This window comes from Gallibacterium salpingitidis (assembly GCF_001678495.1).
Taxonomy (GTDB): domain Bacteria; phylum Pseudomonadota; class Gammaproteobacteria; order Enterobacterales; family Pasteurellaceae; genus Gallibacterium; species Gallibacterium salpingitidis.
The window spans coordinates 19,927-40,258 of the sequence record NZ_JTJL01000001.1; the positions used below are offsets into that span (position 1 = coordinate 19,927).

16 protein-coding genes are annotated in these 20,332 nt (G+C 38.4%); 11 read left to right on the forward strand and 5 right to left on the reverse strand.

Features of this window, described 5'->3' with window-relative positions; genetic code table 11:
• The first annotated feature begins 200 nt into the window (after positions 1–200).
• From QS62_RS00100 to QS62_RS00110, 3 genes are all read left to right on the forward strand, one after another.
• Positions 201–1,013, forward strand: a complete 813-nt coding sequence (locus tag QS62_RS00100) for a shikimate 5-dehydrogenase (protein WP_066104022.1) — start codon at positions 201–203, stop codon at positions 1,011–1,013.
• Positions 1,014–1,082: 69 nt separating this feature from the next.
• Entirely contained in the window at positions 1,083–2,036 is a 954-nt protein-coding gene (locus QS62_RS00105) for an FAD:protein FMN transferase (RefSeq protein WP_066104025.1), read from the forward strand.
• A gap of 270 nt (positions 2,037–2,306) precedes the next feature.
• Positions 2,307–7,154 (forward strand): autotransporter outer membrane beta-barrel domain-containing protein, encoded by a 4,848-nt coding sequence (locus tag QS62_RS00110; RefSeq protein ID WP_066104029.1) that lies wholly within the window; start codon positions 2,307–2,309, stop codon positions 7,152–7,154.
• Positions 7,155–7,193: 39 nt separating this feature from the next.
• On the opposite strand, the gene QS62_RS00115 is transcribed toward QS62_RS00110, so the two are convergent.
• Positions 7,194–8,195, reverse strand: coding sequence for a LacI family DNA-binding transcriptional regulator (locus tag QS62_RS00115; protein ID WP_066104032.1), 1,002 nt, complete (start codon positions 8,193–8,195; stop codon positions 7,194–7,196).
• 163 nt (positions 8,196–8,358) lie between these two features.
• Here QS62_RS00115 and QS62_RS00120 point away from each other — a divergent pair, with 163 nt between their 5' ends.
• The 5 genes from QS62_RS00120 to QS62_RS00140 all read left to right on the forward strand — a co-directional run bounded on the left by QS62_RS00120 (position 8,359) and on the right by QS62_RS00140 (position 13,098).
• On the forward strand, positions 8,359–9,381 hold the full coding sequence (locus tag QS62_RS00120; RefSeq protein WP_066104034.1) for a zinc-binding dehydrogenase: 1,023 nt from the start codon (positions 8,359–8,361) through the stop codon (positions 9,379–9,381).
• Positions 9,382–9,383: 2 nt separating this feature from the next.
• A complete protein-coding gene (idnO, locus tag QS62_RS00125; protein ID WP_066104037.1) occupies positions 9,384–10,148 on the forward strand; it encodes a gluconate 5-dehydrogenase in 765 nt (254 codons plus the stop codon).
• 191 nt (positions 10,149–10,339) lie between these two features.
• Positions 10,340–11,173, forward strand: a complete 834-nt coding sequence (gene cysT / locus QS62_RS00130) for a sulfate ABC transporter permease subunit CysT (RefSeq protein WP_066104040.1) — start codon at positions 10,340–10,342, stop codon at positions 11,171–11,173.
• Positions 11,174–11,181: 8 nt separating this feature from the next.
• Positions 11,182–12,018 carry a sulfate ABC transporter permease subunit CysW gene (gene cysW, locus QS62_RS00135; protein WP_197496251.1) on the forward strand — a complete coding sequence of 279 codons (837 nt, stop codon included), beginning with the start codon at positions 11,182–11,184 and terminating at the stop codon, positions 12,016–12,018.
• A gap of 9 nt (positions 12,019–12,027) precedes the next feature.
• On the forward strand, positions 12,028–13,098 hold the full coding sequence (locus QS62_RS00140; RefSeq protein ID WP_066104046.1) for a sulfate/molybdate ABC transporter ATP-binding protein: 1,071 nt from the start codon (positions 12,028–12,030) through the stop codon (positions 13,096–13,098).
• A 15-nt stretch (positions 13,099–13,113) separates the two neighbouring features.
• On the opposite strand, the gene QS62_RS00145 is transcribed toward QS62_RS00140, so the two are convergent.
• From QS62_RS00145 to QS62_RS00155, 3 genes are all read right to left on the reverse strand, one after another.
• The gene (locus QS62_RS00145; protein WP_066104048.1) at positions 13,114–14,025 is read right to left on the reverse strand and encodes a DMT family transporter; all 912 of its coding nucleotides are present in this window, start codon (positions 14,023–14,025) and stop codon (positions 13,114–13,116) included.
• A 22-nt stretch (positions 14,026–14,047) separates the two neighbouring features.
• Positions 14,048–14,836, reverse strand: coding sequence for a M48 family metallopeptidase (locus QS62_RS00150; protein ID WP_066104051.1), 789 nt, complete (start codon positions 14,834–14,836; stop codon positions 14,048–14,050).
• Positions 14,837–14,947: 111 nt separating this feature from the next.
• Positions 14,948–15,847, reverse strand: coding sequence for a cupin domain-containing protein (locus QS62_RS00155; RefSeq protein ID WP_066104054.1), 900 nt, complete (start codon positions 15,845–15,847; stop codon positions 14,948–14,950).
• 123 nt (positions 15,848–15,970) lie between these two features.
• Between QS62_RS00155 and QS62_RS00160 the strand changes: the two genes are divergently transcribed.
• From QS62_RS00160 to QS62_RS00170, 3 genes are all read left to right on the forward strand, one after another.
• Positions 15,971–16,303, forward strand: a complete 333-nt coding sequence (locus QS62_RS00160; RefSeq protein ID WP_066104058.1) for a carboxymuconolactone decarboxylase family protein — start codon at positions 15,971–15,973, stop codon at positions 16,301–16,303.
• Positions 16,304–16,424: 121 nt separating this feature from the next.
• Positions 16,425–17,315: a LysR family transcriptional regulator gene (locus tag QS62_RS00165; RefSeq protein ID WP_066104061.1), complete on the forward strand. Its 891-nt coding sequence runs from the start codon at positions 16,425–16,427 to the stop codon at positions 17,313–17,315.
• A gap of 136 nt (positions 17,316–17,451) precedes the next feature.
• Positions 17,452–18,651: a multidrug effflux MFS transporter gene (locus QS62_RS00170; RefSeq protein WP_066104064.1), complete on the forward strand. Its 1,200-nt coding sequence runs from the start codon at positions 17,452–17,454 to the stop codon at positions 18,649–18,651.
• Positions 18,652–18,763: 112 nt separating this feature from the next.
• On the opposite strand, the gene QS62_RS00175 is transcribed toward QS62_RS00170, so the two are convergent.
• The gene (locus QS62_RS00175) at positions 18,764–20,332 is read right to left on the reverse strand and encodes a multicopper oxidase family protein (RefSeq protein ID WP_066104067.1); all 1,569 of its coding nucleotides are present in this window, start codon (positions 20,330–20,332) and stop codon (positions 18,764–18,766) included.

Consider the following 20,332-nt stretch of genomic DNA (forward strand, 5'->3'; position numbering starts at 1 on the left):
AAATCCTTTGTTATTACAGCATTTGTTGGTGTTTTGGCGAAATTATAGCATTAACCAGTGATAAATCTGGCGGTGATTGTAAGAAATAATCCTACAATGGTTAAAGATAATGCTAAAATTTGCCGATGAAATAAATAAGGCGTTAGTACAATAAGGTGCTAGTAGTTTTACTTCATTAATGATCTATTAAGGATAAAAGAATGATTAATAAAGATACGCAACTTTGTATGTCACTTGCTGGCAGACCGGGTAATTTTGGTACACGTTTTCATAATTATCTTTATGAAAAATTAGGCTTAAATTTTATTTATAAGGCGTTTACTACCCAAGATATTGAACATGCGGTGAAAGGGGTGCGTGCTTTAGGAATTCGTGGTTGTGCAGTATCAATGCCGTTTAAAGAGAGTTGTATGCCTTTTTTAGACGAAATTTCTGCATCTGCGAAAGCGATTGAATCAGTAAATACTATTGTTAATACCGACGGTTATTTAAAAGCATACAATACGGATTATATTGCGATTGTTAAATTAATCGAAAAATATCAATTAGATAAGAATATGTCTGTGATTGTTCATGGTAGTGGTGGTATGGCGAAAGCAGTAGTAGCGGCGTTTAAAAATTCAGGTTTTTCTCGTGTGTCTGTCTATGCACGAAATGTGGAAACTGGAACCTATTTAGCCAATTTATACGGTTATTCTTATATTAATAAATTGGATCAGCAAAACGCTGAAATTTTGATTAATGTTACTCCAATCGGTATGAAGGGTGGTAAAGAGGAGTTTAGTTTACCATTCCCGGAAGCGTTGATTAATCAAGCGAAAGCCGCATTTGATGTGGTAGCACTGCCGGTAGAAACACCATTTATTCAATATGCACGCCAACAAAATAAAGTGATTATTTCTGGTGCAGAGGTGGCAGTATTACAAGCGGTAGAACAATTTGAGCTTTATACTGGTGTTCGTCCTGATGAAGCATTAATTGCCGAAGCGGCGGAATTTGCGAGAAATAGTTAAAAGTTTTTTATTAATAGTTATTTTACTGTTTATAATGAGAATAATTCTTAATTATTCGGGAGGTATAAAATGGTCACCTTTTCTGGCGAAACGATGGCATCTCAATGGACAGTAAAAATTGCAGAATCTATTCCAGATGAACAATTGCACGCGATTCAATCTGGAATAGAAGATGTATTAGCGGTAGTAAATCAACAATTTTCTCCATTCCTTCCACAATCAGAAATTTCTCAATTTAATCAAAATTTAAATATTAATTCTGCTATTCCTATTAGTAATGAAATGCGTTATGTGGTTGAAAATGCACTAAAAATCTGTACAGAAACTAAAGGAATATACGACATTACTGTTGCGCCATTAGTAAATTTATGGGGATTTGGTACAACAGAAGTTAATGAACATCCTCAATCTGAACAGATAAAACAAGCCTTGCAACACGTTAATTATCAAGCATTGACATTGAATGAATTAGGCTTGTGTAAACAACATCCAAATATCCAGATCAATTTATGTTCTATTGCGAAAGGTTATGGCGTTGATCAGGTAGCAATGTTTTTAGAAAAGTTAGGATTTCATCATTACTTAGTTGAAATTGGTGGTGAATTGAGATTATCAGGTAATAATGATGGGAAAACTTGGGTGGTTGGATTAGAACGTCCACAATGGGGTGGTGGCGTTTATGAACAAATCTTAACATTTAAAGATATTACGATGGGGATCGCAACATCGGGGAATTATCGTAATTATTTCAAAGATAAAGGAAAAATAGCAGCTCACGAAATTAATACTAAGACAGGTTATAGCAGTATCTCACGAATTTTGTCAGTCACTGTTTTGGCTGAAAATTGTATGCTAGCAGATGGTTATGCAACGGCACTTTTTCTTCTTGGGAATGAAGCGTTGATGTTCGCAGAAGAGCATCAAATTGCGGCACTATTTATGGTGTCTTCATCAGATAATGCCGCTGGTTATCGAATCCAAATTACTAATTCCTTTTCCAAAATACTCCATTCTCAAAATTAGCAATCACATTTTTTGCATATCAACTTTTCTTTATAAAAATGATATTAATTCTTATTTGCATAAAGTAAAGTTGTATGCTATTTTTCGCTTGCTAAACTAGATGATAACTTTTAGTAATTAATGTTTAACAAAAAGAATTTTATCCTTTTTTACTTTTTAAAAAGTAATTTTGTAGACATTAATATTTCTAGCTCCAAATCTTTCAACTAATTCTTATTTATCATTGATTTAGCAGGTCTTTTTTTCTCTTTTTTATGTATAAGGCACTATATGAAAAAATTCACTTTTCCATTAAAAGCGACAGCATTGATCGTATTAACCACTTTAAGTCAACAAGTATCAGCAGTCCATCCTGTGTATAACGAAGAAGATTTATATGTACAAGATAGAGATGTGCCTTATGCACTGGTGAAAGATTATTTAACAGTGACGACGTTGGCAGAAATTACAGAGCCAGATAATAACTATAGTGGTTTATTTCTAGGAGTACATAATCGTACAGGTAATCCAGTCCGTATTAACTGGTATGGAGATATGGATGGAAAGAATCCACAGATTGGGGCGATCAATAACGGACGTATCTATGGGCGAATGTTTGTGAATGCACTAGATTCGTTTGATACCTATGAAGCCGTACTGAATAACTCGAAAGTCACCTTAAAAGACTATCGCAGTAGTATCGCTCCTGATGGACAAGCCAACGGTATTGATGCTTATGGCTGGGTGCCTGTCAGTAATGAAAATGATATGACGTTTGCCCTAGATAAGGTTGAGAATACAGGGGTAGTGTCTGGATTTGCACAACTGCAAACTGGTGCCGGTACACATCGTAGTTTGGTGGTAGTCAATGCTTCTGCCAATGGGGTTTCACTCTACGGGTTTGGTGACTACGGTAAATATATTATCGGGGCTGATGGTAGTGAAGTCGCCGTAGATGCGGCTACAGGCGGTTCTCGCAGTGCGCGTTCGGTACGTTCTGCCAACGAGGCTGCAGCGACAGGTGTAGATGGGGTTGGTGTGATTCCAGCATCACTTTCCTCTGATGACAAGAATTTCTATGGTAAAAATATCCGCGTGGCTCTAGAAGCAAAGGATAAACAGGCAGTTGCCTTAAAAAATACAGGAACCATTCAAGGTCAGGTAGTGGTTAGAGGAAATACTGGAAGCAAAGCGGTGAGTGATGAATATGGTCAGGATTATTCTTTGACGAGCAAGGCATCAGGGAATGGTGTATCTCTATTCACTCAGATTATGACGCAGGATCGTCGCACTTATTCTTATGATAAGGTAACCGAGTCTATTCTGGGTAATGTCGAAAACTTAGGCACTATCTCAGGTAATGCGAGCTTATCAGGTATTGCCCCTGTAAGCAATGGTGGCTCAACCAACTATACCCGTTCTTATGATTCTGGTAACGGTATTAGTGTGGCTGCACGCACCACTCGATTTAGTAAAAACGTAACGGAAGCAGCCATAGGCAATGTGGTCAATGATGGACGTATCACAGGTAAGCTTATTCAGGTATCAGGTGATAATACGGCTAAACGAGGAACTTCACCTACCAATATTAAGCACGTTTACTCTCAAGCAGAGGCAGAAAATGGTGGTAATGGTGTCGGTGTGTTTGTGCAAGTGGATCAACATGTGGCAGGTAGTGCTGATGAAGATGGTATTCATAGTGATGGAGCAACGTTAACACTAGGGGATATTACCAACAGAGGGCGTATTACGGGTTATGCGGATTTGGCTGCAGGTAATGGTTATGACTTTATTCGCATGGGTAAGATTGATGCGACAGGCATCATCGGTGTAGGTAATGGGGTATCTGCTGCGATGAATGCAGGTAGCGTTCCTAGTACGACCTATAGCATCGGTAAAGTGAACAATAGCGGTGTGATTTCGGGGTATTTACGTGCCAAAGCGGGACAAGGTGTGGCTAAGAATGGTCAGCCTGCTTTGGAAGAAGTGAAATTGTTGATTACGGATGAAAAGACTTTTGGTAGCTATAATCAACCCGAGGTGTTACCTAAGAGCGTGGGAGGTAGTAGTGGTCCATGCTGGACTGCTGCGGAGTGTGCCAATGCAAATGGAGACACTGCCGACGCTATTTCTACCATTAAAGCCAGTGGTAATGGTCTCTCTTTCTTTGCTAATCGTATCAGTAGCAGCCAAAACGGCGATACCTACAGCATGGGTGATATTTTCAATAAGGGTGTGATTAGTGGCTATAGCGAGATGTATCATGGTTTCCAAGGGACGAATTATGCCCGAGTAGATTTCCTTGCGACAGGTATTGGTATTGCAGCCGATCGTGAATTTACGGCAGCGGTGAATAACCTTGGTATTATTTCGGGTAACCATGCGGCGTTATTGGCGAAATCAGAGATTTCTACAGCATATAGCTCTTGGGAGCCTGATTATCTGTCAGGCTATAAAAAAGCTATCAATAACTACGGGGTAATGGCAGGTACCTTAATTGCTGCGAATTATCAGGCTAATGGTAGCAATTCTAATGGCAAATATCAGCAATATCAGTACTTTAATGCTTCGCAAGATCCTGTGAATAACCTAGGGACATTGGTGTATTTAAAAGAGGGAATTACTAAAGCAAGTAAGTACTCTAGCGCAGTGCGCAATGCTGATGCAGGTGTTATTAGTCGTATCGTCGCAGGTACTGGTGGTGAGGTCAGCATTGATGACGGTCAGGGCAATCAAGTGACATACACTGTGGTCAACGGTAAAGTAACGGGTAAGGACAGTAGCTACACCGTAGCAGCAGATGCGTTAGACCACCATATTATTAATGGTGTGGGGGCTGCTAGTGGTGCAGCTGTTGTGACTAAAGACTTAAGCTTAACTAATAGCGTTGTGAACGGTCTAGTTACTGCGGTGGATTTACAAGGTGCGAGTGCATTAACCCTAGATAATACCGTTATCAATACCAATGGTTTTGCGGTAAGAAAGTCGGCTACGGAGTTTTATACCCCTAACGCCATCCTCGGTGATGACGCTGCTAATACGGTGATTCTACGCAACGGCAGTACCATCAATGGCGATGTACACCTTAATGGTGGTAACGATAAGTTCGTGGTGGGTGATGAGTCTGTCCGTATTAACGTCACTGAGCATACCCTAGACTTAGGTGAGGGTGAGGATGAATTGGTATTAGGTGAAAAAGTCACTGCACCAACCGCCTCTCCGATTGTAGTTGACTACACCGTATCTGGCGTAGAGCGTTTGCTCGTTAATCAGCCTAGCCGTATTATGGCAAATAAGATGGAATTACCGTCTTATATGGAGCTACATAACAAGCTTGTCTATCAAGCTCCTAATAGTATGGCGACCTCTTTGCATCCAGATAATGCAGAGCAACCTGTGGTGAGCCTAGCAGGCAAGACATTAAAAGTTGGTATTCGCTCTCAAGAAGCCTATGGGGCGTTGGAGGTGGAAAATGCTAATCTTAATGTAGACGGTGCTAATTTGGTTGTTGATTCGTCTTTATTGGATAAAGCCACTGTGGAAAAAGAAAATTGGGTGATTAAAGATGTGATTGGTGTAAAACGCACGATTTACCAATGTGGTGATATGGCTACTGCGGGACAAAATTGTGATGGTTATGATCGCGATCCCCGTATTGCAGATAGTTATTCATTAAAGGGCAATTTTGCTAGCATTGAAGATACGAGTGCGATTTTTGCTTTTGAAGAATATCATCAAGGTCGTGATAAAGAGGGTAATCAAGTAGATATTGATGATATTCAAGCAGCAACATTAGCGATAAATTTACGTATCAAACAAGTGAAGAAAGTTGAAGATATTGTTACTGGTAAGGATATAGATGAATCAGAAACAGCTCCAACTAATGAACAAGCTAATAATGACTCAATATCAAAGCAAGAAACACCAGATACGAAAGTGTCAAACAAAAATGATATAGCTCCTGTATCTACACAAAATGAGCCAAGAAAACAGGTTAATGCAATAGTAGATCCTATAATAAACAATAGCGCAACAAGAGCCGTTGCTAGGGCAATGGATGTGGTGATTAATAATGCTGTTAATGGTGATACTGCGGCCGTAGAGTTAGCGAAAGCTTTGGGAGGATTACAAAATAATCAACAAATTATCACTGCTGTATCTGATGCTGTTCCAGCAATTAATAGCAATGTAAGTGGGCTTATTACAGGAGCGAGTCGCTTTATGATGTCTAATGTCTTGTCGGGTGCAACAGGTATCATTAACCCTCCAGTTACTACAGCTTCATTGAATACTTGGGTACCACAAGATAATTACCGCGATCATTATGTTTGGGGTAAATTTATCAGTAATTGGAATAAGCATAATGCTGATAATGGTATTGCTGGATATAAAACTGATAATCGAGGCTTTATTTTAGGCGGAAGTAAGCGTGTTACTAAAGATTTTAATATCGGTGCAGTATTAGGCTATATTCGAACTTCATCACACACGATAGATTCCACACAACAGCAATCACTTACTGCTGAAACGTGGCAAGGTGGACTATATAGTGATTGGTTCTTTATGCCAAATGTAGCGTTAGAAACACAATTAGGTTATGGGCATAGTTCAGTTAGTGCTAAACGAGATCAAACCGTATTTAATCAAGTCGCTAAGGCTAAGTATGGAGCTAATCTAGGTTATGCGTCTATTGGAGTTCGTTACTATCAAGGTAATGATGATTATTTGATCACACCATTCTTCCGTGCGAATTATAATGTTGTTAAAACAGATGCTTACCAAGAAACAGGTGCGGTTACAAGTTTGAAAGTGAAAGCTGACACGGATCAATCATTGACTTTACAAAGCGGTATTGATGCTGAAATGATTGTTGGTGAGCGTTGGAAAGTTGGTAGTACATTAGCAGCTGAGGTTGAAACATTAAAAGTGAATCAATCAATTAAAGCATCATTTACTGCTACACCATCAGAAACATTTGTTGTTCAAGGCTTAGATAAACAACGAGTACAAGGTATTTTTGGTGTGCGTACTGAATATACCATTACACCATTTAGTGCGGTAACATTACGTTACAATGCTAATGTGGGTAAAAAATATTTAGGACAACAAGTAGATTTAAATTTCCGCTTTGCGTTCTAAATAAATTGAATTGGGAGGCAGTGTTAAGCTGCCTCTTTTTTAAGCACTTTGCCTACGCATAAACTTAAATGGTAGTTCAATAATTCGTTGCGTTAATGGTTGTCCTGCTAGAAATTGGAGTAATGTTTGTGCACCTAATTGACCTATTTCAAAACGCGGTGTCGCGATAGTAGTTAAGCTAGGGTTGAGTACTTTAGCAAAATCAAGATCATTGAAACCTACAATATCAAGTTCTTTGCCAACTTTGATACCGCGACGTGAACATTCCAAAATAGCGCCTGCCGCAATGTCATCATTAACGCAGAAAATAGCATCTGTTTCTGGCCAACGGAAAAGAATCTCGATTAATGCTTCCGCTCCTGTGCTGATAGAGGTTTTAGTAGTCATTTTGTAATGACGATCAGTGGATAATTGATGGGCAGTGAGCATATCCTCCCACGCGTTTCTTCTTAATAACGCCCGACTATCTAGCCAAGCAGAACAAAGTACAATATTTTTGCGTTGTTTCTCTTGTATTAAAAAACGCATAAGCTGTTCTGCAGCAGCATACTGATTAATACCGATATTGGCGAGAAAGTGCGGATTCGCATCAATATTCATCAATTCTACGGCAGGGATGTTGGCACTATTTAATAAATCAATCGTTTGTTGAGTATGTAATGTTTCGGTCAGAATAAAACCATCTACATTTTGTTGCAGATATTTTTCAATAATGCGTTGTTCTTCTAGCGGTGTATAAGAGAAATCACTAATTAACAAATTGTAGTTCTGTTGATCGCAAACTGTTTTAACGCCATCAATAACATCATTAAACACATCATTGCTAAAAGAAGGAATTAATAAAACGATGGAGTTCGTTGATGAGGAAGCAAGCGATTTTGCAATACTATTTGGTATGTAATTCATTTTCTTACATATCTTCGCAACTTTTTCCCGCATTTCTGCAGAAACCAAATTAGGATTATTAATAGCGCGAGAGACTGTAGATTTATTTACCCCCAGTTCCTTTGCAATATCATCAATAGTGGCGCGTTTTTTCATAAAAATAGCTCAAAAATCATTAAGTTAAATTAATTAGGCATTCTAGCTTAATTATTCAATTTTAGAAATCGATCACAGTTTGTACAAAAAGTAGTTGCAAGTTAATTATAAAATTATTATTTTAATTGCAAGCGGTTGCATAAAGTATAAAGTGAGGTATGAAATGACGCAACATATTCAAGCAAAATGTATTAAGGTTTCTGGTGCACATCAAATTCAATTAACAGAAACAGAAGTAAAAACAATTTATCCTAATGATATTATTGTTAAAATTGTTAGAGGTGGAATTTGTGGTTCAGATATTCACTATTATAATGAAGGTGGAATAGGCAATTTCAGTTTACAGCATCCGATGATTTTAGGACACGAGGTGGTTGGTTTTTTACCCGAAAATAAACAATCGGTTGCAATTAATCCAAGTAAACCATGCTTGCAATGTAAATATTGTCTTAGCGGTAAATCGAACCAATGTTTAAATATGCGTTTCTTTGGTAGTGCAATGTTAAATCCGCATGTTGATGGTGGTTTTGCTGAATATGTTGCTGTAAGAAAAGATCAAGTCATCCCTTATGACGATAAAGTACCAAGTAAAGTAATGGTGTTTGCTGAGCCGTTAGCAGTAGCAATTCATGCGGTCAATCAAGCTGGCTCATTAGTTGGTAAAAAAGTATTGGTAACGGGGTGTGGTCCGATAGGTTCTTTAGTAGTGGCAGCATGCAGACAAGCTGGTGCGGTAGAAATTGTTGCTGCGGATATTCAAGCTTCTTGTCGTGAAAGTGCGGTAAAAATGGGAGCAACTTCAACTATTAACCCATTAGATAACCACGAACATTACTTCCAAGATAAGGGTTATTTTGATGTTTCTTTTGAGGCTTCTGCAGCGCTTAGTGCTATTCAATTTGCTATTGATGCAACAAAAGCAGGCGGCACTATTATTCAAATTGGTATGGCAAAAGGTGATGTCCCTATCCCAGTTACGAAATTCTTAGCAAAAGAGATCACTTATCGTGGTGCTTTCCGTTTTACCAGTGAATTCGAAGTGGCAGTGCGTTGGTTAGAACAAGGATTAATTAATCCATTACCGTTACTCTCGCACGAATTCCCATATCAAGAAGCAGAAAAGGCGTTACAAACAGCCGGAGATAAAAGCACTGCGATTAAAGTACAACTTACATTTGAGGAATAATTATGAAAGATCTTTTTGATTTACAAGGAAAAAGAGCATTAATTACTGGTTCAACTCGAGGTATTGGCTTACTTCTTGCGAATGGCTTGGCTGAATATGGTGCAGAAGTCATCATTAATGGTACTAATCGTGAAAAAGCATTAGCTGTAGCAGAAGAACTAAAACAAAAAGGTTTTAAGGCTCATGCGGTTCCCTTTGATGTAACCAATAAAGAGGAAATTGAAAAGAATATTGCATTGATTGAACAAGAAATTGGCCCGATTGATATTTTAGTCAATAACGCAGGCATTCAACGTCGCCATCCAATATTGGAATTTCCAGAACAAGATTGGGATGACATTATCAATACTAACCAGAAAGCAGTGTTCTTAATGATACAAGCTGTAGGCAAATATATGGTGCAACGTCGAGCAGGTAAAATTATCAATATTGGCTCAATGCAGAGTGAATTAGGGCGAGATACGATCACGCCGTATGCAGCATCTAAAGGTGCGGTGAAGATGATTACACGCGGTGCTTGCGTAGAACTTGCTCGCTATAACATTCAGGTAAATGGTATTGCACCAGGTTATTTCAAAACAGAACTAACACAACCGTTAGTGGATAATCAACAATTTACGCAATGGTTATGCCAAAGAACGCCAGCGAATCGTTGGGGTAATCCTGATGAATTAATTGGTTCTGCGGTATTCCTTGCTTCTAAGGCATCTGATTTCGTCAATGGCCATCTGTTGTTTGTTGATGGTGGAATGTTAGCGGCAGTGTAATCAGTTTGTCTGGCTTTAAACAAGCATATAGTTTTAACCCCTCTTTATCTTCTTAAAGAGGGGTTATTTATTCTTCACCTTATTGCAAAATGGCATATTAATTAATTTTTTGTTCTTTGCTTATCGTGCATGGCTCGTTCATATTGATTAACCATTAATTTAGCTGTTGATAAGAGTGAAAGTAATTGTTTATGAAAATTTTGAATGCGCCTGCAGTATTAGGGGGATTTAAAACCAGTTTTACAGTGAGTTTTGTCTGGGTTGGCAGTATGGTACTGCTGCCTTTGACTATGTTATTGCTAACGGTATTACAATTGGAATGGCATTCATTTTGGCAAATTATTTTTAGCCAACGAGTGATTTCTTCCATTCTCTTATCTTTTCAAATGGCATTAATTGCCACATTGGTCAATTTAGTTTTTGGCACATTGATTGCTTGGGTTTTAGTTCGTTACTCCTTTCCCGGTAAAGCTTTTATTAACGCTCTGATCGATTTACCTTTTGCGTTGCCGACGGCAGTAGCGGGTATTGTATTGGCGACTTTATATGCGCCTAATGGCTTGATTGGTCAATGGTTTGCACAAATTGGTTGGCAGATTGCTTTTACACCGATTGGTATTGCTATTGCGTTAGTTTTTGTGAGTTTTCCATTTATTGTACGTGCAGTACAACCCGTATTAGCAACGCAAGAACGAGCTTTAGAAGAAGCTGCAGATATTTTAGGTGCAAATCGTTGGCTGACAGTAAGAAAGGTAATTTTACCAACGTTATATCCAGCAATTGTCAACGGCGCAGGTATGGGGTTTGCACGAGCCTTAGGCGAATATGGTTCAGTGATTTTTATTGCTGGCAATATTCCATTAGTGTCGGAAATTGCTCCACTGATGATTATGTCAAAATTAGATATTTATGATGTTAAAGGTGCGGCAGCAGTGGCCTTTGTGATGCTCGTTTTATCTTTTGCTGTGTTGTTATTGTTTAATCTTTGGCAGAACTATCTTAATCGATTCTTTGTGAGTAAATAGAGGTTAATATGCAAAGTAAATCTATTAATTGGCCACGTTATCTTGCAATTTTTATTAGTCTTGCTTTTTTAGCTATCGTCTTAATTTTGCCATTATGCAGTATCTTTTATTATGGATTACAAGCGGGTTGGCATGTATTTATTCAATCATTGAGTCAAGTAGAAGCACGTCACGCGATTTTTTTAAGTTTGACGGTGATTGCAATCGTATTACCGATAAATTTGTTCTTTGGCTTGATGATGGCTTGGTTATTGGCAAATTTTGACTTCAAAGGCAAAGCATTACTAATTTCTTTTATTGATCTCCCGTTAGCGATTTCGCCAGTAGTAGCTGGATTAATGTTTGTATTGTTATTTGGTGTGAATGGTTTATTTGGCGGCTGGTTAGATCAACAAGGTATAGAAGTTATTTTTGCTTTACCTAGCATTATTTTGACAACGCTTTTTGTTACCTTCCCCTTAATCGTGAAATCGTTATTACCAACGATGAAAACATTAGGAAATCAAGAGGAACAAGCTGGTCTAACTTTAGGGGCATCGGCATTAACCATCTTTTTTCGCATTACCTTACCAAAAATTAAATGGGCATTGTTATATGGCGCTATTTTAGCTAATGCGCGTGCTTTAGGAGAGTTTGGTGCGGTAAGTGTGGTATCAGGCAATATTCGAAATCTTACTAACACTATCCCATTGCATATTGAGATTCTTTATAACGAATATCAATTCACTGCGGCATTTGCTTGTGCTTCTCTGTTAGCTGCCATAGCGTTGATGACCCTATTGGCACAGCATGGCATTGTCTATTGGCAAAGACGTAAAACATTAATTCTGAATCAAAGTAGATAAGAGGCTGTTATGACAATTCAGATTGAGAATTTAAATAAAACATTTGGGCAATTTAACGCGTTATCCAATATTAATTTAGCCTTTCCTGAAGGAGAATTTACTGCTTTGTTAGGGCCAAGTGGTTGCGGAAAAACAACTTTATTACGAATTATTGCTGGTTTGGATTTTGCGGATACAGGGAAAATTATTTTCTCAGGAAGAGAAGTTAGCCATTTAAGTGCAAAAGAGCGCAAAGTGGGTTTTGTCTTTCAACATTATGCCTTATTCCGTCATTTAACTATTTTTGAGAATGTTGCGTTTGGGTTACGTATTCAGCCACGAAAAACAAGGTTATCTAATGCAGAAATTGAACAACGGGTAATGGAGTTATTACGTTTAGTGCAACTAGAAAAGTTTGCAAAAAGTTATCCTGATCGCTTATCAGGTGGTCAGCGCCAGCGTGTGGCTTTGGCGCGTGCGTTGGCAGTCAAACCCGAAGTATTGTTATTAGATGAACCTTTTTCTGCATTGGATGCTCAAGTGCGAAAAACTTTACGCCGTTGGCTAGCGCAATTACAAAAGGAGTTAAATATCACCAGTATTTTTGTAACGCACGATCAAGAAGAAGCGTTGGAAGTGGCTGATCGTATTGTGGTGATGAATCAAGGAAAAATTGAACAAGTGGATCAACCGGAAAATATTTATCACGCACCGCGTAGCCAGTTTGTAAACGCCTTTGTTGGTGATAGTAATGTTTTTCATGGCATTTTAGATGATGAGAATTTTGTGGTGGGAGATTTTGCATATCGCCTTGCACCAAAAAATCGCACCATTAAACAAGCAGGCGAAACTACCGCCTATGTTCGTCCATATGATCTAACCATTTCGCGCCAAGCGGAAAATGCGTTAGCGAAAGGCGAAATTTCACATATTTATTCAATTAGTTTCTTAGCTCGGATTGAAATTATTAGCCCACAAAGTGAACAACCAATAGAAGTTTTACTCACGAAAGATAAATTACAGGCGGAACAATTTAAGGTAGGCGAAACGGTATTTTTAATCCCAGATAACTTAAGTTTATTCCAAAATATGAATATTTAACCGTTTCGCTGCGGATTAATGATGTTTTTTCTTGATGGAGCGAATTTTTGCCTTTCTTGGTTGTGAAGAAACAGAACCGAGATAGATGGCAAACATAGTAACGGCGGCACCGCCCCACTGAATTAAATTAATTGGTTTATCTAAGATCGAGTAATCGATAACTAATGCAGCGATCGGTTCTGAAAGCAGTAATAAACCTGTTAGTGCAAGCGATAGTAATGGTACACAATAGGCGATCATCCCCCAAGCAAAACACTGCATTACCGCGCCATAAACAAAAATCCAGAACCAATCTAGGGCATTAGTTGGATAAAGATTATCGGCGTTAAAGAGTAGTGAAGGCAGAATAAGGATAGCTGCGCCACCAAGGCTGATCAGCAACATCATCGGGAAAATTGGGGTTGGTTCAACTTCGTGTGTTTTACGAATAAAGACCATTGATAATGCTAATAATAGACTTGAAATAATGCCAGTGGTAAAGCCCCATAAAGCATTTTCGTTATAAGCAAATTCGCTACCAGTAATAAAATAAACCCCAATAATTGCCAGTAGTAAACTGATCAGCTGCATAATAGAGAGTTTTTCTTTGAAATAGAAAAAACTAATTGCCGATAGGAAAAAAATTTGCAAACTGTTAAGTAAGGTAGAAATTCCAGGGCCCACCGCATAAACACTTTCGTGCCAAAAAGCTAAATCAAACGCCAAGAAAATACCTGAAGTTAATGCGAAACCGATCGCTTTTTTCGATTTCGGCAAGCGTTGTTTAAAACATTTAGCGAGCAGAAAAAAGATAACTGATGCAATTAATAATCGCCAAAAAGCGATAGCATAGGCGCCAACTGGCACGTGAGCAACAATTAAACTCCCTAATCCAAACACCACACAACCGATAATGATACCAGGTATGGCAAGACGTTGTTTTTGCATATTTTTTCCTAATGATTATTGATTATGATATTTTGTTTTTGGCAACACTATAAAGCTCCATTGCTTTTGGCATTAAGCGTTCTAAGTTTTCTTTACGAGTTTTGTCGCTTGGGTGAGTAGAGAAAATTGCTGGGATTGATCCGCCACCACTCATTTTTTGCATTTTGTCCCATAGATTTGGTGCAGCCTGAGGATTAAATCCAGATTGTGCACTTAACATTAAACCAACCTCATCAGCTTCGCTTTCAGCGCTGCGTGAGAAGGGTTTCATAATGCCAAGATCAGCAACACTGCCTACTAAATCTTGTGAAGCGCCTACACTAACACCTTGTGAAGCTAACGCCCCCATAGCGATAGTAGCAGCTATTGAAACAGCAGTTTGGCGATTAGCTTGACTTTTACCATGTTCAAGTAACGCGTGAGCCATTTCGTGCCCCATCACCACTGCAATTTCATCATCGGTTAAATTTAACTTATTAACTAGACCGGTATAAAACACCATTTTTCCACCCGGCATTGCCCATGCGTTGATTTCATTGGACTTAATAACCGAAATTTCCCAATCAAATGGCACGCCAGTTTTATTATATTGACGTGCATACGGTACCATTCTGTTAAAAATACGGTGAACACGTTGTGCGGTCATTGATGAAGTATCAAGGGTTCCTTTGCTTCTTTCAGCACTAATTGCTTGGCGATATTGTTGTGCAGAGGATTGATTGATAGAACGGGTATCGGCACAGCTAGCCACTAAAGTAGTGATAAATAATGCAGCCAGAATACGTTTAATTGTTGGCGATAATTTGAACATTTTTTGCGTGCTCCTATATTCGTCATTAAGTAGATGTTTCAATCAACAAATAGTTATAGCAGGTATCATTTCGTTTTTTATCATAAAGATCAATAGCAAATATTTAACAATTTATGCATTTTCTGCTAACTGTCTCCGATAACGCGCTGGCGTGGTGGCAAATTGCGCTTTAAAACTGTCAATAAAGGCAGTTTCGGATTGATAACCTAAGGTTGTGATGATTTGGCTAAGCGGCATAGTGGATTGTTGTAGCATTTTTGCTGCCATAGACATTTTGAGCATACGAATAAAAGTTTGAATGCCCATACCTGTTGCTTGATTAAATTTGCGGGCAAAAGTGGCTCGTGACATATAAGCCATATCGGCTAATTGTTGCGTAGTATAAGAAATCGAAAAATCTTGCAAAATTTTGGTAATAACTTTACTTAATGCAGGATCGGCAAATAAACCAATAAGATTTTGTTGGTTCGGTAATATGCTTTGGTGGCGTAAAGCAAACAACAGCAATAATTCACATAATGATTTAATTACAGTGGCACTACCTAAATGGCGGGAAGTCGCTTCTTGGTAAATTAAAGTGGAAACGGCTTGTAGTTGGGGTAGATCGCCAAGAGAAACGATTAAAGGTTCTGGCAATAAAGTTAATAAACCTGCGGCCGCATTATTGCCTGCTTGATAATGGCCACAGAGCATTTGTAATGAAGGATCATCGGAACAATTGTGTCGATATAAAATACCGTTTTGTTGTTCTATTTGTAATGGTTGATTGGAAGGACGATCACCAATTTTATGTACTCCGCCTTGTGTCCACAAACAAAAATCGCCTGCTTTTAAATGATAAGTTTCGGTCGCTGAACGCATTTGGCAACTCCCTTTCAGTAAGAGATGAAAATAGGCTGTCCCTGGTGCAGCTTGATTATGTTCCATTAAATAGGGTGATTTAAAGCTGCAAAAGACATCAATGGTTGTTTTAACATCGAGAAGTTCTAAAAAGCGATCTATACTATCCATAATGATTATAGTGAGATGATAACGTTATTTTTTGCGATTCTAACATCTTTATAGTCTTATAAGAAAGGTGCAGAATAGCCAACATTAAATAAGCAATGTGTTAATTCATTAAGGAGAATCGCTATGTTAGATTGGAAAAAATATCGTACTCAACTAATGGGACGTTTGGGTATTTTAGGTAAATTATCACCAGATACTATTAAAGGCTATCAAACTTTAAGTAAAGCAGAGAGCGTATTAGATCCGAAAACTAAAGAGTTGATTGCGTTGGCTTGTGCAGTGACAACTCGTTGTGATGGTTGTATTGATGTCCATACTGATGCAGCGATTAAAGCAGGTTGTACCCAAGAAGAGATTGCCGCTGCATTAAATGTTGCAATTGCGATGAATGCAGGCGCAGCAGTGGTGTATTCAGCGAGAGTGCTTGATGCTTATGAAGCATTAAAAAGTGAATAATCATTAGTGAAAGGCCTATTAAACTCATCATTTAATAGGCTTCACATCCTCAAAACCTATTTGCATAACGTATTTATCGGCATTAGAGTAAATAAAAACTAAATTTACTAGGTGTCATTTTATGCAAGAAAACCTGAATGATTTACGTGCATTTTTATTAGTTGCTCAGACAGGAAGTTTTACTAAAGCAGCAGCACAAATAGGTGTATCGCAGTCTGCGCTAAGTCATACCATTCGTAGCTTAGAAGAACGCTTGAAAATTAAATTATTTCATCGTACCACTCGTAGCATTTCTACTACAGAAGCTGGAGAACAGCTATATCAGCGTTTATCCCCTTTATTCGATACTATTGATAAGGAAATTGATGAATTATCTGCAATTCAAAATACGATTAAAGGTAATTTACGCATTAATTCAACGGAATTTGTTTTTAGTTATCTTGTCTGGGATAGGTTGCAACAATTTATGCATCAATATCCTGAAGTTAATTTAGAACTTACCGCTGAAACACGTTTTACCAATATTGTTGCTGAACGTTTTGATGCAGGTATTCGTTTAGGTGATGATGTTGAAAAAGATATGATCGCGGTAAAAGTGGCGGATGAATTGAAAATTTGTACGGTAGCGAGCCCTGCTTACTTAGCGCAATATGGTACGCCGCAAATGCCAGATGAATTAACAAAGCATCGCTGTTTACATCTACGCTTACCAACGAGTGGTGGACTTTTAGACTGGGAGTTTAAGCATCCTCAAACAGAAGAAATCTTAAAAATGAAACTTAGTAGTTATTTTATTAGCAATAATAATAACTTATTGAGAAAGGCTGCATTATCTGATTTGGGTATTACTTGGATTCCTTATGAAATAGTAAAAGAGGATATTGCTGCTGGGCGCTTGGTAAGCCTGTTAGCGGATTGGAATATGCACTATCAAGGGATCTATTTGTATTATCCTAATCGTCATGGTAATTCCACCTTGTTCAAGGCTTTGGTAAAAGCCTTAAAACAGTGAGTTTCAGCGGCAATATTTAGCAAATAAAGTGCGTTATTAATGAATAGAATTCATAACATTATTCTGATTTTGCTATCTAATTAAATAAATCCATCCTCGTTATAATTTTCACTCTTCATTTGCAACAGGAGTGAAAATGACAACTTACCAAACAAAACAAGGGATTGGTCTTGTCGTTATTTTATCGGCATTAATGGCAATTACTTCTTTAGCCACAGATAGTTACTTGCCAGCGATGCCGGAAATGGCAAGAGATTTACAAGGTAATGTTGAGTTTACCATTACCGGTTTCTTAATCGGTTTTGCAATTGCGCAATTATTCTGGGGACCAATTAGCGATCGTATTGGACGGAAACGTCCAATGTTGATCGGTATGGTTATTTTTATTATTGGTTCCATCGGTTGTGCACTTTCAACAAGTATCGAGCAAATTGTCTTTTGGCGCATATTTCAAGCGTTTGGCGCTTGTACCGGCCCGATGTTAGCAAGAGCAATGGTGCGTGATTTATTTTCTGCCAGTCGAGCGGTACAAGTGCTTTCTACGCTTACGATTATTGTGGCAGTCGCTCCGATTGCAGGGCCATTAATCGGTGGTCAGATTGTTGGATTTGCTTCGTGGCATTGGAATTTTTGGTTTGTCGCGGCGTTAGCTGTGTTGATGTTTATTTCAATATTCCGATTGCCTGAAAGTTTAACGCCAGTGATGCGTACAGAAAAATCGTTGCTGGCGACTTTCGCCAATTATGCTGTTTTGTGCAAACAGTTATCTTATATGCGTTATGTCTTGTGTGTGACATTTTTTTACGTAGCTGCCTACGCTTTTATTACCGCATCACCAGAGGTTTATATCCAATATTTTGGCGTTTCACCAAAACACTTTGGCTTGTTATTTGCATTGAACGTCATTGGTATTATGGTAATGACGGCATTAAATCGTCATCTGCTAAAGCACTTTTCTATTCACCAAATGTTAAAAGCCACCACCTTGTTTAGTGTGCTTGCTGCATTAGTTTTAATGGCGGTTGTTTGGTATCAATTAGGTGGTTTATTGGCAGTTGTTATTTTTGTGGTGTTATTTTTCTCGATGACAGGCGCTATTGCTGCTTGTTGTACAGCTGCGGCACTTAATCAAGTTGAGCCTAATATGGCAGGTTCTGCTTCGGCATTGCTAGGTTCATTACAGTATGGCAGCGGTGTGATTTCTTCAGTGTTATTAGCTTGGTTTTCCGATGGTACACCATGGGCAATGGCGTGGATTATAGGGCTGTTTGCGGTATTAAGCGCCAGTATGGTGTGGGTAAATTTAGCAACTAAAAAGCCAAATATTGTTCAATAATTTAATTATTGGAAAAACATAAATTTTTAAAATCTCATAACCCCACTTCAGGATTGAAAATGGGGTTATGTTGTTAAGTACACATTTCTATGTTTTTTGAATTGGCAGATTGTTATTCCACCTTAAATTGTCCCATCATTCCCAAATTCTCATGTTCCAGAATATGGCAATGGAACATTTTTAACCCTGTATGATGTTGTTTAAAACGTATTACCACTTTCTCATAAGGGCGAAGATTGACCACATCTTTTAAAGCACGATATGGTGCTGGATTTGTCTTACCATTTAATGTCGTTTGGATAACTTCAAATTGTGTACCATGTAGATGGAATGGGTGATCCATATGGCTTTCGTTAAAGATTTCCCACTGTTCTACTTCATTGACTTTACCAACAAAATCTATTCTCGACATATCAAATGATTTGTTATTAATTAAGAACATCCCCTCCATCATTGTCGGTACTGAGTTATCTGTCATCGCTTGCTGATGTGTGGAATGATGTTGCGCCATCATTTGTTGATGATCTTGAGATGACATTCCATTATGGTTCATCATCTGCTCACTAAAGCGAATTTGTCGAGTAACTTTTGCCTCTTCTTTGGTTGGGAAGGTACGTAATTGCTTGGGTAAAGTTGGTTGTTCTGCATTAACTACAATTTGAGCCAAAGTTAAATCTGTTGCGGTTTCCTGTACCATCATTTTGTGCCGTTCATAGTACAGACTTTGTAATACTGCAGTACCTTGTGTTTTGCCTACCATCACAACTTCGATACGTTCTGCTGGTGCCAAAAAGAGTTCATCTTGTGGCGATAATGGTTGTTCTAATAATCCGCCTTCAGTACCGACAACAATCCATTGCACTCCAGCTACCTTTAAGCGTAAATAACGTGCACTGGTTGCGTTCCAAATACGGATGCGTTGTTGTCCTTTTACTTGGATTTTTGGTTGATATTGACCATTAATCAGTACGATTTCACCTTCACGACCATTCATCCAGTCGCTCATATTATTGGCTGGAATAGAACCGTCTGAGGCTAAATGTAAATCAGAAATAACCCAATGTTGTTCTGGTAAATCTGCTAATGGATCATTTTTTGCTTTTACTACTAAAGTTCCTGCTAATCCTTTATAAACTTGTTCTGCTACATAGCCATGTGGGTGTGGATGATACCAATAAGTTCCAGCACTCCCTTCTGGAATAGTAAAGCGATAGATCTTGCTGCTATTTGGTGCAACTGGATCTTGTGGATTACCGTCAGCTTCGGACGGAACATCTAGACCATGCCAATGAATCGTTGTCGGTTGTGTTAAATGATTGGTGAATTCAATTTCGACACTATCTCCCTCAAATACTTCAATTTGCGGTCCTGGCAATTGCCCATTATATGCCCAAAATTCGGTTTCTTTTCCTTCTGCAAAACGTAATTTAATCGGTGCAGCAACTAGCTTCGCTTTAAACACATTAGCTTGAGTGGAAAGATTAGCTAACTTTGGCAGAGCAGTTTGCAAAGACTGCCCTTGAGGAAGTTGATCAAATGGCATCAATGCTAACGTATTATTGTGCATTGCCATCATCGTTTGATGTGCGGAATGGCTGCTCATCATATTAGCTAATGCATAGAATGAAGAACTTGCTAAACTTAAACCAACACCATAACGTAATAAATCACGACGTTTCAT

Excerpts from the sequence above, each read along its gene's own strand:
- QS62_RS00160 (WP_066104058.1), top strand. The coding sequence starts at position 15,971 with ATGTTAGATTGGAAAAAATATCGTACTCAACTAATGGGACGTTTGGGT.
- QS62_RS00150 (WP_066104051.1), bottom strand. The coding sequence starts at position 14,836 with ATGTTCAAATTATCGCCAACAATTAAACGTATTCTGGCTGCATTATTT.
- QS62_RS00175 (WP_066104067.1), bottom strand. The coding sequence starts at position 20,332 with ATGAAACGTCGTGATTTATTACGTTATGGTGTTGGTTTAAGTTTAGCA.
- QS62_RS00105 (WP_066104025.1), top strand. The coding sequence starts at position 1,083 with ATGGTCACCTTTTCTGGCGAAACGATGGCATCTCAATGGACAGTAAAA.
- QS62_RS00165 (WP_066104061.1), top strand. The coding sequence starts at position 16,425 with ATGCAAGAAAACCTGAATGATTTACGTGCATTTTTATTAGTTGCTCAG.
- QS62_RS00120 (WP_066104034.1), top strand. The coding sequence starts at position 8,359 with ATGACGCAACATATTCAAGCAAAATGTATTAAGGTTTCTGGTGCACAT.
- QS62_RS00155 (WP_066104054.1), bottom strand. The coding sequence starts at position 15,847 with ATGGATAGTATAGATCGCTTTTTAGAACTTCTCGATGTTAAAACAACC.
- QS62_RS00140 (WP_066104046.1), top strand. The coding sequence starts at position 12,028 with ATGACAATTCAGATTGAGAATTTAAATAAAACATTTGGGCAATTTAAC.
- QS62_RS00110 (WP_066104029.1), top strand. The coding sequence starts at position 2,307 with ATGAAAAAATTCACTTTTCCATTAAAAGCGACAGCATTGATCGTATTA.
- cysT (WP_066104040.1), top strand. The coding sequence starts at position 10,340 with ATGAAAATTTTGAATGCGCCTGCAGTATTAGGGGGATTTAAAACCAGT.
- cysW (WP_197496251.1), top strand. The coding sequence starts at position 11,182 with ATGCAAAGTAAATCTATTAATTGGCCACGTTATCTTGCAATTTTTATT.
- QS62_RS00100 (WP_066104022.1), top strand. The coding sequence starts at position 201 with ATGATTAATAAAGATACGCAACTTTGTATGTCACTTGCTGGCAGACCG.
- idnO (WP_066104037.1), top strand. The coding sequence starts at position 9,384 with ATGAAAGATCTTTTTGATTTACAAGGAAAAAGAGCATTAATTACTGGT.
- QS62_RS00115 (WP_066104032.1), bottom strand. The coding sequence starts at position 8,195 with ATGAAAAAACGCGCCACTATTGATGATATTGCAAAGGAACTGGGGGTA.
- QS62_RS00170 (WP_066104064.1), top strand. The coding sequence starts at position 17,452 with ATGACAACTTACCAAACAAAACAAGGGATTGGTCTTGTCGTTATTTTA.
- QS62_RS00145 (WP_066104048.1), bottom strand. The coding sequence starts at position 14,025 with ATGCAAAAACAACGTCTTGCCATACCTGGTATCATTATCGGTTGTGTG.